This is a genomic window from Paenibacillus cookii (genome assembly GCF_018333375.1).
Classification (GTDB): domain Bacteria; phylum Bacillota; class Bacilli; order Paenibacillales; family Paenibacillaceae; genus Paenibacillus_AQ; species Paenibacillus_AQ cookii.
The window spans coordinates 1-14,165 of record NZ_BORW01000022.1 but is presented as its reverse complement, the minus strand read 5'-3'; the positions used below and the strand labels follow the sequence as shown (position 1 = coordinate 14,165).

The 14,165-nt window shown below is 56.8% G+C and carries 12 protein-coding genes; 4 read left to right on the top strand and 8 right to left on the bottom strand.

From position 1 onward, the window contains the following. The first annotated feature begins 7 nt into the window (after positions 1-7). The gene (locus KI367_RS17885) at positions 8-970 is read left to right on the top strand and encodes a carbohydrate ABC transporter permease (RefSeq protein WP_052146749.1); all 963 of its coding nucleotides are present in this window, start codon (positions 8-10) and stop codon (positions 968-970) included. Positions 971-1,028: 58 nt separating this feature from the next. Further along, positions 1,029-2,531, top strand: a complete 1,503-nt coding sequence (locus KI367_RS17880; protein WP_036706537.1) for an ABC transporter substrate-binding protein — start codon at positions 1,029-1,031, stop codon at positions 2,529-2,531. Positions 2,532-2,618: 87 nt separating this feature from the next. On the opposite strand, the gene KI367_RS17875 is transcribed toward KI367_RS17880, so the two are convergent. Then, the gene (locus KI367_RS17875; RefSeq protein ID WP_212951330.1) at positions 2,619-3,158 is read right to left on the bottom strand and encodes a GNAT family N-acetyltransferase; all 540 of its coding nucleotides are present in this window, start codon (positions 3,156-3,158) and stop codon (positions 2,619-2,621) included. A gap of 203 nt (positions 3,159-3,361) precedes the next feature. Here KI367_RS17875 and KI367_RS17870 point away from each other — a divergent pair, with 203 nt between their 5' ends. Beyond that, a complete protein-coding gene (locus tag KI367_RS17870; RefSeq protein ID WP_036706532.1) occupies positions 3,362-4,531 on the top strand; it encodes an oxalate decarboxylase family bicupin in 1,170 nt (389 codons plus the stop codon). 72 nt (positions 4,532-4,603) lie between these two features. On the opposite strand, the gene KI367_RS17865 is transcribed toward KI367_RS17870, so the two are convergent. The 7 genes from KI367_RS17865 to KI367_RS17835 all read right to left on the bottom strand — a co-directional run bounded on the left by KI367_RS17865 (position 4,604) and on the right by KI367_RS17835 (position 12,941). Beyond that, positions 4,604-6,439: a UbiD family decarboxylase gene (locus tag KI367_RS17865; protein WP_212951328.1), complete on the bottom strand. Its 1,836-nt coding sequence runs from the start codon at positions 6,437-6,439 to the stop codon at positions 4,604-4,606. Between the two features lie 185 nt (positions 6,440-6,624). Continuing rightward, complete coding sequence (locus KI367_RS17860) at positions 6,625-7,263, bottom strand: phospholipase D-like domain-containing protein (protein ID WP_212951326.1); 639 nt, start codon at positions 7,261-7,263, stop codon at positions 6,625-6,627. Between the two features lie 158 nt (positions 7,264-7,421). After that, complete coding sequence (locus KI367_RS17855) at positions 7,422-8,048, bottom strand: nitroreductase family protein (protein ID WP_036706528.1); 627 nt, start codon at positions 8,046-8,048, stop codon at positions 7,422-7,424. Between the two features lie 218 nt (positions 8,049-8,266). After that, complete coding sequence (locus KI367_RS17850) at positions 8,267-8,884, bottom strand: LysE/ArgO family amino acid transporter (RefSeq protein ID WP_212951325.1); 618 nt, start codon at positions 8,882-8,884, stop codon at positions 8,267-8,269. A gap of 170 nt (positions 8,885-9,054) precedes the next feature. After that, positions 9,055-10,263, bottom strand: coding sequence for an acyl-CoA dehydrogenase family protein (locus KI367_RS17845; protein ID WP_212951323.1), 1,209 nt, complete (start codon positions 10,261-10,263; stop codon positions 9,055-9,057). A 179-nt stretch (positions 10,264-10,442) separates the two neighbouring features. Then, on the bottom strand, positions 10,443-11,675 hold the full coding sequence (locus KI367_RS17840) for an amidohydrolase (RefSeq protein WP_212951321.1): 1,233 nt from the start codon (positions 11,673-11,675) through the stop codon (positions 10,443-10,445). 30 nt (positions 11,676-11,705) lie between these two features. Further along, complete coding sequence (locus tag KI367_RS17835) at positions 11,706-12,941, bottom strand: amidohydrolase family protein (protein ID WP_212951319.1); 1,236 nt, start codon at positions 12,939-12,941, stop codon at positions 11,706-11,708. Positions 12,942-13,119: 178 nt separating this feature from the next. On the opposite strand from KI367_RS17835, the gene KI367_RS17830 reads away from it, so the two are divergent. After that, a complete protein-coding gene (locus KI367_RS17830; protein ID WP_212951317.1) occupies positions 13,120-13,998 on the top strand; it encodes a LysR family transcriptional regulator in 879 nt (292 codons plus the stop codon). The last annotated feature ends 167 nt before the right edge of the window (positions 13,999-14,165 follow it).

Below are 14,165 nucleotides of genomic sequence, written 5' to 3'. Positions count from 1 at the left end.
ATGCCGCATGGAAAACAGCGTGATCTCCCGGCAGCCTGCAAGCCGGCCGGACAAACGCGCAAAAAAAACGCGGGATTTTCACCGGTTGTCGCCGTTTTGGAACGCAGCGGCGCATCTGGTCATCGGGCTTTTTTCCCTCGCCTGCGTATATCCGTTCCTGTTCGTCGTGGTCATCTCGCTGACGGACGAAAAAACGCTGGCGCTGAACGGGTACAGCATTTTTCCCGAAAAATGGTCCTTCCAGGCGTACCAGTATATTTTCCAGACGGGCGACCAGCTGCTCCGCTCCTACGGCGTCACGATTTTGATCACGGTCGTCGGCACGCTGCTGACCGTCGCGATCGTCTCGCTTTACGCTTATGCCATTTCACGGCCTTATTTCAAGTTCCGCGGCCTCTTTTCGTTCATCGCGTTTTTTACGATGCTGTTCGGAGGCGGCCTCGTCCCTTCCTACATCGTCGTTTCCCAGGTGCTCCACCTGAAGGACACGATTTGGGCCCTCATTTTGCCGATGAGCGTAAGCGCGTTTTCGATTTTGATCATGAGGACCTTTTTCAAAACGATGGTGCCCGACGCCATCATCGAATCGGGAAAGATCGACGGGGCGGGAGAATTTCGCGTATTCTTGTATCTGATCCTTCCGATCTCCCTGCCGGGACTCGCCACGATCGGCTTGTTCGCGGCCCTCGGATATTGGAACGACTGGTTCAATGCCCTGCTTTACATCGACAACGCCAAGCTGCTGCCGCTGCAGTCGCTGCTCATGAAAATCGAAACCAACATCCAGTTCATTTTGCAAAACTCCGCGATCGGCAGCGGCACGGACCGTTCGGCCATCGCCCAGAGCATGCCGGCGGAAACCACCCGCATGGCGATGGTCGTGCTTGCGACGCTGCCGATCATATTCGCGTATCCGTTCTTCCAGCGCTATTTCGTGCAAGGGCTGACGATTGGCTCTGTGAAGGAATAGTCATCACATAGGTTTTTACAGCTGCACTACTACCAAATTACAAGGGGATGAAAAAGAAATGAAAAAAAGAAGAGGACTTACGCTCCTGCTCAGCTTGTTCCTGCTGACCTCCATGGCCCTCGCCGGCTGCGGCAGCAAGGATAACGGCGGCTCCGACACGGCCGGCACCAAAACCGACAGCACCGGCAGCGAGGCCAAAAGCACCGAAAAAGAAAAGCCGGTCAAGCTGATCTGGTACACCATCAGCGGTCCGCAAAAGGATCAGGACAAAGTCATGGCGGAGGTCAACAAATACGTCGGCGAAAAAATCAATGCCGAAATCGATTTGCGCCTGATCGACTGGGGCGATTACTCCCAGAAAATGCAGGTCATCGCCGCTTCCGGCGAGCCGTTCGACATCGCCTTTACCTCGTCCTGGGCGTTCAATTACGTGGAAAGCGCAAGAAAAGGCTACTTCTACGAGCTTGACGGCCTGCTGGAAAAATACGGCCAGGGCATCACGAAAGCGCTGAACCCGGCCTTCCTGGAAGGCTCCAAAGTCAATGGGCACAACTACGCCATCCCGACGAACAAAGAGCTTCCGGCGCAAGCCGTATGGCGCTTCAACAAGGTTCTCGTCGACAAATATAAGCTCGATGTGACGAAAGCGACGACGCTCGAAAGCCTGGAGCCGATGCTGAAAACGGTAAAAGACAACGAACCGGACGTCTACCCGATTCCGTCCAACATCGGCCCGTACCTGCCGTACGACTTCGCGCTCGAAGGCCTGCCGGTCGGCGTGTCGATCGACACGAAGGATTTTAAGGTCGTCAACGTATGGGATACGCCGGAGGCGAAGCAGGTATTCGATACGATGCACAAATATTATAAAGCAGGCTACCTGCCGCCGGACGCCGCCACCAAACAGGGCAACGAGCATGAAAAAACCGGCAAATGGCTGGTCGATAAACAGCATACCGTGCCTTTCGCCGACATTTTGTGGTCCGATTCCCTTGGTTATCCGATCGTTTCATCGCCGATTCACGAGCCGATGGTCTTCAACTGGTCCGTCACCGGTTCGATGCAGGCCATTTCCGCCAAATCCAAACATCCGGAAAAAGCGATGGAATTCCTGAACCTGCTGAACACCGACGCATACCTGCGCAACCTGGTAAACTACGGCCTGGAGGGCGTGCATTACAAAAAGCTGTCCGAAGACACGTACGAGCCGATTCCGGATTCCGGATATTCGATGCCTTCGTTTACGCTCGGCAACATGTTCCTGCTCTACAAGCTGAAGGAAGATCCGAAGGATAAGTGGGAGCAATACGAAAAATTCAATTCGTCCGCGACCAACGCGCCTCTGCTCGGCTTCCAGTTCGACCCGACGAACGTGCTGACCGAAATCGCCAACGTCAAAAACGCCGTGGACGAATACGGCCCGTCCTTGAACACCGGCTCCGTCGATCCAAACAAAGTGCTTCCGAAGGCGATCGAAAAGCTGAAAGCGCAAGGCATCGACAAAATCATCGCCGAATGCCAGAAGCAGCTGGACGAATGGAGAGCGCAAAACAACAAGTAAGGCGAAGACATCCAAAAACACCTTCCGTCATTTTTAATGATGGAAGGTGTTTTGTTAGGGACGGAATGTCCCTGAAAGGAAACCCGCCTATCGTCCCTCCCCTTCGGATACGACGGAGTACGCGTAGGTATCGTGCGAAACCCCGGATTGTACGATGTAGTTCCGCAGCACCCCTTCCCGGCGAAAGCCGAGTTTCTCCAGCATCCCGCTGGAAGCGGCATTTTCCGTAAACACGACGGCGCCGATGCGGGCGAGGCGTAAAGCCTCGAACCCATAGCCCACCACGCAGGCCGCCGCTTCCGAGGCGTATCCTTTGCGCCAGTGGTCCGGATGGATTTCATACCCGATTTCCGCGCGCCGATGTTTGGGCGACCATGCATTCAACCCGATCGTGCCGATCAGGCCCGGCGAACGTTTGCGTTCGATCCCCCATCTGATCCCGCGTTGGTCGCGAAAGTTGCCCTCGAAAAAGCCGATAAGCTGCTCCGCTTGCTCGCGGCGCTCAAACGGATCCTGGCCATAATAACGCATCGCCTCCGGGTTCGAAAAGCAAGCAAAGACATCGTCCGTATCCTCTTTCGTGATTTCCCTTAAAACCAATCTCTCCGTCTCGAGTTCCGGAAACATCTCCCGCACATCCTTTATGTAAAATATTGGCGAACACAATACGGATATGATGCCATTGATAGGATCATTTTGCAAAGGTTTTATTGAAAGAATGCGGAGGCGAACATAATGGCCGGCCATCGTTCATACACATCTCACATCTTGGGATACGGATCATGGCACGTTGGATCTGAAAAAAACTGATGAACGGGAGGCATCATGCGATGAGAGACGACCCGAAACGCCCGTCCGGCAGCAACCCGCATATTCCCCAGCCTGTCCGGGCAGACGGAGCAGGCGGTCCGGATTGGGGGCCGCGCGACGTATTAAGGGACCTGGAAAATCCGGATATGTTCGTCCCTCCGGTCACCGACGCGGGACTTTTGCCGAACCTTAAATTTTCTTTTTCCGATACGAATATGAAGCTGGACCATGGGGGCTGGTCCCGGGAAGTGACGGTCCGCGAACTGCCGGTGGCCAAAACGCTTGCGGGAGTCAACATGTACCTGACGCCCGGCGGGGTGCGCGAGCTGCACTGGCATCAACAGGCCGAGTGGGCTTACATGATCCTGGGCAGCGCCCGGGTGACCGCCATGGACCAGAACGGACGGAATTTTATCGCCGACATCGGCCCGGGGGATTTATGGTATTTCCCGGCCGGCCTGCCGCATTCCATCCAAGGCTTAGAAAACGGCTGCGAATTCCTGCTCGTGTTCGATGACGGACATTTCTCGGATCTAAACACCCTCTCGATTTCGGATTGGTTTGCGCATACGCCGAAAGACGTGCTCTCCGCCAATTTCGGCGTGCCCGAGCATGCTTTCGAATCCGTGCCGGACGAACAGGTCTACATGTTCCAGGCCCCCGTCCCGGGTTCGCTGGAAAGCCAGCGCGTCGACTCCCCGTACGGAACGGTGCCGCTCAGCTTCAAGCACCGGCTGCTCGCCCAAACGCCGATCGTGACCCCGGGAGGAAGCGTGCGGATCGTCGACTCCTCGAACTTCCCGATATCCAAAACGATCGCGGCCGCCCTGGTCGAAATCAAACCCGGCTGCATGCGCGAGCTTCACTGGCATCCCAACCAGGATGAGTGGCAGTATTATTTGACCGGCCAAGGGAGGATGACGGTATTTGCCGGCAACGGGGCGGCCAGAACCTTCAACTACAGGGCAGGCGACGTCGGGTACGTCCCGTTCGCATACGGCCATTACATCCAAAATACCGGCACCGAAAGCCTTTGGTTCCTTGAAATGTTCCGCAGCGACCGGTTCGAGGACGTCTCCCTGAACCAATGGATGGCGTTGACGCCAAAGGAGCTTGTCGGCGAAAACCTGCACGTCGGCTCCGAACTGCTTGATGCGCTGCGCAAGGAAAAATGGCCCGTCGTGGAATAACCGGGAAATAAAAAAACGGGCCGCTTTCGTCCAACCCGGATCGGTTCGAACGAAAGGCAGCCCGTTAAGACGTTATTTTATGGCGATATGGCTCAGGCTCCCGCCCTTCGCAAACAAACGCCCGATGTTTTTTTCCACGGCCGGATCGGGTATAAGCGGCGGCGCCTGATGCGGCTTGACGCGCGCGTCGATGATCATGTTGTCGCAGCCCCAATGCTTGTGCCGCACGCCGTCGTTCACGCCGTACATGTCGTGCGACGGGTTGCTGCGCGTAAACGTGACCCACAAAAAATTGGACAACGTGTCGGAAACGAACGCGCTGTCGTCGCATAACACGATCATCGGGCAGCCGTCCAGCGGGCCATGGGCCGCCACGGCTTCGCCCAGAGCTTTCAGTTCCCGCTCCGCCTTCGGATAATCCTCAAAGGCAGGTCCCTGCAGCGCAACGACGCCCGGCATGACCAGACGCGCATGTTCATATCCGCGCAGTTCCCGAAGCACCTGCGGCACTTCGCGGCATAATTCCCGCTTGGCATCCCCGTAAGCCGCCAATACGACTTTGCTCCCGCTGTTTAAACCGGTTCCCGAATAATCGAGCGTATCGATCGTCGTATTCGTGTAAAAATGAATGTCCCGGCGCAGATCGATCCGCTCCAATATATAGGCCATAAATCCGGCGATATCGTGGGTATCGAGCGGGCGGTCGTCTTCGGCGGTAATGAACAGGTATTTGGCGAGGCTCAGCTGCCCCGTCCCCAAAATCCGGTTCGCCAGCGTCAACAGTTCCGTCGGCTGCTTCACCCGCTGATACGGCGTATACCGTTCGCTGCCGATCGCAAGGAGAAGCGGGTGAACCCCGGCCGCATCGACGGCATGCACTTCCTTGACCCCCGGAATTTCCTGCTTGATCGCGTCGCCCGTGAGCTCATGAATCAGCTCGCCGAACGCCGTGTCCTCCTGCGGCGGACGCCCGACGACGGTAAACGGCCAAATCGCGTTTTGTTTTGCGTATACTTTATGGACCTTCATCACCGGAAACGGGTGCGTCAGGCTGTAATATCCCAAATGGTCGCCGAACGGCCCTTCCGGTTTCGTGTCGTCCGGGTAAATGTCGCCGGTAATGACAAAATCGGCGTCATGGCTGATGCAATAACCGTCGGCGTAGCTGTACCGGAAACGGCGCCCGGACAAAAGGCCCGCAAACAGCATTTCGCTCAGGCCTTCCGGCAAAGGCATGACCGCCGCCAGCGTATGGGCCGGAGGACCGCCGATAAAGATGCTGACCTTCAGCGGCTCTCCCTTCTTGCTCGCCTTCGCCTGGTGGACGCCGATGCCGCGGTGGATCTGGTAATGCAAGCCGATTTCCTGATCCTGCACATAATCGTTGCCGCTGAGCTGGATCCGGTACATGCCCAAATTGGAATGCATGAGCCCGGGTTTTTCCGGATCGTCGGAATAGACCTGCGGCAGCGTCACGAAGGCGCCTCCGTCCATCGGCCAATGCTGGATTTGGGGCAGGTCGGAAATCCGGATTTCCCGAAAACCGGCGGGCACCCCGCTTCCTTTTTTGTGCGGCAGAGCTTTCAGCGCCCCGAGTCCGTTCCCGATGTTTTGAAACGGGTGTTTCAGCGCCTTCATCGGATCGTCCCGCAGGGCGATGATCTTTTGGGTGCGGTCCCAGGTGCTCCGGAACATGAACTTGCTGCGCTCGATATCGCCGAACAGATTGGATACCGCCTTATATTTCGAGCCTTTGACGTTTTCGAACAGCAGAGCGGGGCCGCCCGCTTCGTACACCTTCAAATGGATGGCGGCCATCTCCAGATAAGGATCGACTTCTTCTTTGATCCGGACCAAATGTCCGTGTTTTTCCAGGTCAACGATGCATTCTTCCAAATTCCGATACAATGGTATGACTCCAATCTCCATGAGAGTTTGTTCCAGCTGTCTGTTCCAGCTTGTCGCTTCTAGTACGCGCTACTACGTTAAATATAGTTAAAACAAAACTCCCCGTGGATGTCAAACGATATTCACGCACCCGAATGCCTGGAAAGGCAATGTTCATCATTTTGTTACATCCGGCCAAGCAAATGCTACTGGTCGTCTTCAAAACGATCCTTGTCGTTCCACATCCTGTCAAAAGCAGCCTCGAACCTCCGGCCGACTTGATCGTCGCGAATGATGAGCGCCACGTCGTCGTTTTCTTTGACGGAGGAGTCCAAATAGTTAAACGATCCCGCTTCTACATTGACGCCGTCGGCCACCAGCATTTTCAAATGCATTTTGCCTTCATGGCGGTTGATTTTGACCGGGATGCCGGCCTTCTTCAGTCTTTGCAGCGCATCGCGCTGTTTGCTTTTTTCCTCCGCATGCTCCCGGTCGGTCAACATCCGCACCCGAACCCCCCGGTCGGCGGCATCTTCGATCGCATCCACGATCGGCTTGTAGTTCAGGCTGTAGATCGCAATGTCCAGCGTGCTTTTCGCCTCCTCGATAAGTTCGATGATCGCCTCCTCCGGCCGATCCCCCTCCTGGGTAAAATACGCCTGGATGTCTGTGGATGCGTTGTCCCCTGCAGGAGTCGTTTGCGAAGCGTTCGTGCTTGCCGGGTTTGTCGGGCTTGTCCCGTTATCCGCCGGTTGGACGGCTTCGGCCTGTTTCCCGCCTCCGGTGCATCCGGTGACGGCAACGCACAGCAAAGCGATCCAGAAAAGCTGTCGGAAAGCTCTCATAAAATATCCCTCCCCGTGATGAATGTCGGCGTTTTACTGCCTACCATCGTAACAAAATGAGGGCGGATTTCCAATCGGCAGCAGCGTTTGCCGCGACGTGCGAGAACGACAAAACGCAAAAACCGCCTTTTCGGAAAGACGGTTCTTGCGGCATTTTTTTATAATCCGTTAAACGACGCGAATTCGCCGACCGGTTTGCGGTATCCGCGGGGCCTTTGCTTTTCGGTGTCCTCTTTCCCGACGGCAATCAGCATGACGGGCACGTAACGGTCCGGAATGTTCAGCGCCTGCTTCAGCCGTTCCGGATCGAAACCGATCATCGGGCACGTATCCCAGCCTTTGTCCTTGGCAATCAGCATGAACAGCATGGCGGACAGGCTTGCGTTGCGGATCGCCTCGTCCCGTTTGAACGAATCGCCGCCTTCCTCGTACATGCGGGTCACGTCGTTGACGGTGTCGTCGAATTCCCGTTGGTCCATGACCCCCAGATTCAGCAGCCCCTCATTGATGGGCCCGACGTTCCGGTAAGCCTCCAGGTCGCCCAGGACCGCAATGACGGCCGAGCTGGTTTTGACTTTGTACTGCTTATGGGCGGCCTCGTATATTTTATCCTTAAGTTCCTTGTCCGTAACGGCCACATAACGGGCATGCTGCAAATTGAACGCGGAAGGGGCGAATTTGACGAGGCTGAACATGTCGTGAAGCTCCTGCTCGCTGATGGCGACATCCATCTTAAACTTATTGGCCGATCTGCGGGCCTGCACCAATTGTTGAAACTGGCTCATGATGCATCTTCTCCTCTATGTATATTTTTCCAATCGGTATGATTATGCTTATTTTATCACATGAACTTTATAAAAGTAAGTAAAATGTTTCAGCTGCCTTGCTTCTCGGGAAAAAAGCCATCCCCAAAACCTGGACGAATTCGGGATGGCTTCCTTGAGTCGTTTCCGATTGCCGGCCGCCGGCCTAAACAAGTGCCCGAAAACCTCTTTGGACCGCGTCAAACCAGCTTAAACAGCTTCAACGCGATGTAGACGGCCACGCCCCAAATGACCAAGGCGGACAGCTTGTTGATTACGTTTAATATCCGGCCGCCGGTATCAACCGCCCCTACCGTTTTCCCCGCAAACGCCAGCGCGAAAAACCAGATCCAGGACACGGCCATCGTGGCGACGGTAAACATCAGCTTGTCCGCGCCGGCATAGCCGAGGGAGCTGGTTCCGATCACGCCGATCGTGTCGAGGATGGCATGCGGGTTCAGGAGCGATACCGACATGGCGAACATGATTTGCTTTTTGGGCGACAATGCCGCTTCGCGCTTGTCCAGCCTGGCCGGTTTGCTTTTCCAGATCGACCAGCCCATATACAGCAGAAAGGCGAGGCCGACAACAAAGATGGCCGTTTGCAGCACGGGAATCGTAAACACGACGATGGAAACGCCGAGAACGGCAAGCAGGATCAGGAGCGAGTCGCAGCAGGCCGCCGTCACGATCACCGGTATGGCCCCCCTGAATTTCGGCTGCGAAGCGCCTTGGTTGAACACGAACACGTTTTGCGCCCCGAGCGGGAGAATCAGCCCGAAAGCGAGCAGGATACCGTGGATGATTGCAGTAAGCATACGTTCAACAATCCTCTTTCGTCAAAATGATATAAGCTATATCCTACCATGTAATCCCGGATCTGTGTATACCGAAATCCGCACGGACGCATAGATGCATCCGCCGGGCCATAGCCGGGCCGTTCATCGCAAAAAAGCCTCCGGATTTCTCCGGAGGCTTTCCCCTCGATTCACTCGGCAAGGTTCGTTCCTTTCCTGCATGCTTCAACGGCCCGCCGGGCAAGCATGGCGATGACGGAATCGTCCATCGGCGGGTTATGCAGGCCGGCGCGGACGTCGCGGTACATCCGCTCGAGCGGCAGGCTGCGCGACAGGCTCGATCCGCCCACGATCCGCATGGCCAAATCGACGATCCGAATCGCGGCGTTCGTCGCCACCGTTTTGGCGAGGCCCAGCTCCGGCCTCATGGAAGCCCGCTCTTCAGGCAGACGGTCCCAGCGGTCCGCGACGCTGTACAGCAGCGTGCGGGCGGTGATCCGCTCCTGCTCCATCTCCCCTATTTTTTGCTGGATATGCGGCAGCTCCGCGATCGGTCCGGGCAGGCTGCTCGGCCGGTAATCCGCGGCGAATCGCACCGCGAAATCGCGGGCCGCCCAAGCGATGCCCAAATAACATGCGGGGATATGCAGCAGCGCGCCCCCGTGGTCGGACATCCCTTCCCCGGCGTCTTGACCGTCGCCTTCGTTTCCGTCGATTCTTTCCTCCGCCGGCACGAAGACGCCGTCCAGCAGCAAATCATGGCTTCCGGTTCCCCGCATGCCGAGCGTATCCCAGGTTTCGTCGATGCCGACGCCGGGACCTTTGCGCACGAAAAACGTGCCGATGCGTTCCTCGTCTTCGACGAACGCCGTGACCGTAAACTGATCGAGGACCGGAATCAGCGAGCTGAATGTTTTGCGCCCGGTTAACAGGTAACCGCCCCCGGTTTTGGTTGCGGAAGTCTGCGGGCGTCCTCCCCGGCTCGGACTGCCCGTGGAAGGTTCGCTTGCAAACTGGTTGATCATGGCGCCTCGTTCGACGACGCTCCGGCAAAAATCCGCGTACAGCTTCGGCGGCCACGACTGCTTGATCCTCATCTGCAGCACTTGGCTCACATGCCAGCCGACGGCCAGCGCCGTCGACCCGTCTCCTTTGGCAAGCCGCTCTTGCGCAAGCAGCATTTCATACAAGGATGCTTCTTCCCCGCCGAATGTTTGCGGCACCGTTAATGCCAAATACCCGGCTTCGCGCAAATCTTCAAAGTTTTCAAACGGAAACGACCCTTCGCGGTCGTGCAGCGCGGCACGTTCCGCAAACAAGGCCGCAAGCCGGTCGGACCGGGCTGCGATGCCTTTTTCGCGCCCATTTCTTACAAACGGATCCGATTGGATGGAATTCATGCGGCATTCTCCCCTCTGCTGCTTCATTCCTTTTATTGTATACCCTTTTAGTCGGAATTTCCAAAACGTTTATCCGTATTCTCCTCGGGCCCCGACTCCGGACAAAAACATGGGCGCAAAAAAAAGCCGCAACACGCTTTCTGTGTTTGCGGCTTTTGCCGTCATGGACCGGCCGAATCTTATTGCTCTTGATCCAAAGCGCCTGCGACGACAACCCCTTTGTACAAGGTTGCAGCCCGCTTGGATCTTCTGGCGACCGCTTCGGCGGAACAAGAGGCCTCGACCAGCACCAGGTTTGCTTCGTCTCCTGCTTTCGGCCAAGCCTGAACGCCGGCTTCATCCAGCGGGGTCACGCCGCCGGTGATATACCCCAACGTTTGGCCGAGCGCGCGTTCGTTCGCAAAGCCCGAAATTTCGGCCAATCGGCCTGCGCGTTCCAGGATGTCCCCGTTTCCGAACGGCGACCAAATGTCGAACACGTTATCGCAGCCGACGGCGACCGCAACCCCATGGTCATGCAGCAGCCGCACGGGCGGAAATTTCCGGCCCATCGGAACGCTCGTGATGATCGTGATGCCCGCGTCCGCAAGCATATCCGCCATTTCCGCCGCCTGCGCAGCAGGAATGTCCCCGAGGCTGAAGGCATGGCTGACCGCCACTTTGCCTTGCAGCCCGGCTTCGACGGTAAGCTCCGCCAGGCGCTTGATCGTAAAAATGCCCAGACGGTCCGGATCATGCAGATGCAGGTCGATTCCCGCATGTTCCTCGGCGGCGATCGTCACCATCGTTTGCAGCGATCTTTCCACGTCCCCGTCCACCGTCGCCGGATCGACGCCGCCGACATAACCCGCGCCTTGCCGGACGGCTTCCCGCACCAGCTTTTCCGAATTTGAACGAAGCAGCCCCTGCTGCGGAAACGCCACGATTTCGTGGGAAAGCTTGTCCTTGTACAGATGCAGCGCCTGCTGCACCTCTTCCAAGTGGGAAAGCCCGACCTCCGGAAAAATGTCCACATGCGTCCGGATATGGGTGGCCCCCGATCTTAAAGACGCTTCCAGGTAGTTCGCCGCGCTGTCGCGAATCGCGATGGAGCGCGACGCCTCGAAGCTCTTCTCCTCGTCGAGCCGACCGAAAATCGACTTCACCGGCGTGACCGGTCTCCAGCGTCCGCCCAGCAGCGTTTTGTCCAGGTGGCAGTGTTTTTCAATAAAAGACGGCAGCGCAAGGCGGTACCCCGCGTCGATTTGCGGAAGCCCGTCTTCGATCGGCCGGTCCGCCGGAACGATTTGCGCAATGTTCCCTTCCTCCATCAGCAGATGGCGCACTTCCGTTTTCGTGCCGGTCACGACGCCGTCCTTCGTCTCATAACCGCTCTCCAAACGGACATTAATCAACCAATAGCGATGTTCCATCATCGGTCATCCTTTCTATTCGACATAAGTTCAGCGGGCGGCCGGAAGCGCTCCGGCAACGAGATTGCCTTTGAAAAAGACGGCGACCCGCTCAGACCTTCTGGCCACGGCTTCCGCCGAGCAGCCGGCGTCCACGAACACGACGCTTGCTTCATCCCCGACGCGCGGCCACATCCGCTCGCCGTTCCGGTTCAGCGGCGTCACGCCCCCGGTAATAAACCCGAGCGTTTGCCCCAGCTCGACCTCGTCCACGAGGTGAAAACGTTCCGCCAGCGTTCCCGCTTTTTCCAGCACGTCCCCTTTGCCGAACGGGGACCAGTGATCGGTAATGCTGTCGTCCCCAAGCCATACCTTCACCCCGCGCTCATGCAGCAGCGGAATCGGGATCGTCCGCCCGAGCGGCACGGAGGAAGCGATCGATATCCCCAAGCCGGCCAGACGGTCGGCGAAGGCCGCGGCTTTTTCCTGCGGAATGTCGGCCAGCGCCAGCGCATGGCTTATGGTCACTCTGCCCTGCCAGCCTGCTTCTTCCGTCAAATCGGCCAGCCGCTGGAACGTGAACAACCCGAGATGTCCCCCGTCGTGAATATGCAAATCGATGTCCGCATCCGCCTCCACCGCAAGCTCCATCGTGGTCTGCAGCGATTTTTCGATGTCGCCGTCCACGGTCGCCGGATCGACGCCTCCAACCAGCGACGCCCCGTTTCTCAAAGCCTCCCGCATGAGGGAAACCGATTGGCTGAGCAGCAGCCCGTGCTGCGGAAACGCCACGATTTCGATCCCGGCTTTTCCTTTGTAATCCTCGGCGGCTTGGAGCGTTGCCTCCAGGTTTTGAAGCCCGATCGAAGGATCGATGTTGCAGTGGCTGCGGATTCGCGTCGTTCCGGCTTGCAGCAGCAGCTCGATCAGCTTGCCCGCGCGTTCCCTCGCCACCGGAAGCTGCTTCGGCAGCAGTTCCCTTTCCTCTTCAAATCGCGTAAAAATGCCGTTCGTCGCGATGCTTGGAGCCTTCCACGGCCCTCCGTAGTAGGTTTTGTCCAAATGGATATGCATGTCCCGGAACGAAGGAAGCATCAGCTTCCCGTTCATGTCCCGTTTGGGCAGCGAATCCTCGAAAACAAACGTTTCCGGTTCGATTTGCGCGATGTTCCCTTGTTCGACCCTCATATGGAAGATGCCCGTTTCCGTGCCGGTCACGACCCCGTTTTCGAGGCGGTAGCCTGTTTCGAGCCGCACATGGGTGAACCAAAAATGGTCGTTTTGCATCCGTCTTTTGCCTCCTGCCTGTTCGAAATTGGATCTATCGGATTGCGTATCATCTATGCTAACATGGGGATGACTATATGAAAAATATTAATAACCTTTCAATTGCAAACGTTAATCATATAGATAAACCGTCTAACCTCAGCATCATCGATGTACTTTGGACCTATGGAGGGGAATCATGGATATCAGGCAGCTGAAATATTTTATCGCCATCGTGGAGGAGAGAAAGATATCCGCCGCGGCCCAAAGGCTGCATATGTCCCAACCGCCGCTTAGCCAGCAGCTGAAAGCGATGGAAGACGAACTGGGAACGCGCCTTGTCGAACGCAGCGGCAAAACGCTGGAGCTGACCGCATCCGGAAAAGCGCTGTACCGGTATGCCCTGCAAATGACGCAGCTGATGGACGAAGCCGTTTCCGAAGTGATGGAGGTCGGGAAAGGGGCGAAAGGCAGCCTGAACATCGGGATCAACACGTTGTCTTCCGTGGAACTGCCCGGCTTGCTGCACCGGTTCAAGGCCCGTTATCCGCATGTAACGTACAAAATCCAGCAAAACGAATCCTCCCGCCTGTGCGAATTGGTCAAAAACCGGGTGCTGGAGCTTGCGATCATCCGTTTGCCCCTGGAGCTGGACGCGTTTTCGGTCATCCATTTGCATACGGAGCCGTTTTATTGCCTGACGTCGCCAAAGATGCGCGGAAGCGGTTCGGAAGTGTCCCTTTCCGATCTCCAAGACGTGCCGCTGATCCTGCCGAGCACGGAAGGTTTGGGCGTTCACTACACCATTCACATGGCGTTCACCGCCCGGCAGCTGAAACCGAACATCGTCGCCGAATGCTCCGACATTCCGCTGCTTCTCCAGCTTGTTTCTTCCGGATTCGGTTCGGCGATCGTGCCCGAGACGGTTACCCGCCAAATTCCGGGCGGGAACCTCCATGCCGCCAAAATAACGGATCCCCAGCTGACCGGCGCCACCGGTTTGATTTGGCTCAAAGGCCATCATTTGTCCGCAACGGCCCAGCATTTTGTCGAGCTGATTCAAGAGGAGCGCCAGTGATCGTCCTTCGAAATGCAAGGAAAGGAATCCGGTGCAAACGAAAATCATAACCACCCGTCCAACGGGTGGTTTGCACTTGGGGTATAACCCCCTGTTGCCAAACTGCGCCTAAAGACGCTAGCCTGACAATAAATTGTTCAGGCTCAGTGTAATTTGCCTCTTTCACT

Bases quoted from the DNA above. Each gene is read 5' to 3' on its own strand.
- KI367_RS17885 (WP_052146749.1), top strand. From the start codon at position 8: ATGGAAAACAGCGTGATCTCCCGGCAGCCTGCAAGCCGGCCGGACAAA.
- KI367_RS17880 (WP_036706537.1), top strand. From the start codon at position 1,029: ATGAAAAAAAGAAGAGGACTTACGCTCCTGCTCAGCTTGTTCCTGCTG.
- KI367_RS17875 (WP_212951330.1), bottom strand. From the start codon at position 3,158: ATGTTTCCGGAACTCGAGACGGAGAGATTGGTTTTAAGGGAAATCACG.
- KI367_RS17870 (WP_036706532.1), top strand. From the start codon at position 3,362: ATGAGAGACGACCCGAAACGCCCGTCCGGCAGCAACCCGCATATTCCC.
- KI367_RS17860 (WP_212951326.1), bottom strand. From the start codon at position 7,263: ATGAGAGCTTTCCGACAGCTTTTCTGGATCGCTTTGCTGTGCGTTGCC.
- KI367_RS17855 (WP_036706528.1), bottom strand. From the start codon at position 8,048: ATGAGCCAGTTTCAACAATTGGTGCAGGCCCGCAGATCGGCCAATAAG.
- KI367_RS17850 (WP_212951325.1), bottom strand. From the start codon at position 8,884: ATGCTTACTGCAATCATCCACGGTATCCTGCTCGCTTTCGGGCTGATT.
- KI367_RS17845 (WP_212951323.1), bottom strand. From the start codon at position 10,263: ATGAATTCCATCCAATCGGATCCGTTTGTAAGAAATGGGCGCGAAAAA.
- KI367_RS17840 (WP_212951321.1), bottom strand. From the start codon at position 11,675: ATGGAACATCGCTATTGGTTGATTAATGTCCGTTTGGAGAGCGGTTAT.
- KI367_RS17835 (WP_212951319.1), bottom strand. From the start codon at position 12,941: ATGCAAAACGACCATTTTTGGTTCACCCATGTGCGGCTCGAAACAGGC.
- KI367_RS17830 (WP_212951317.1), top strand. From the start codon at position 13,120: ATGGATATCAGGCAGCTGAAATATTTTATCGCCATCGTGGAGGAGAGA.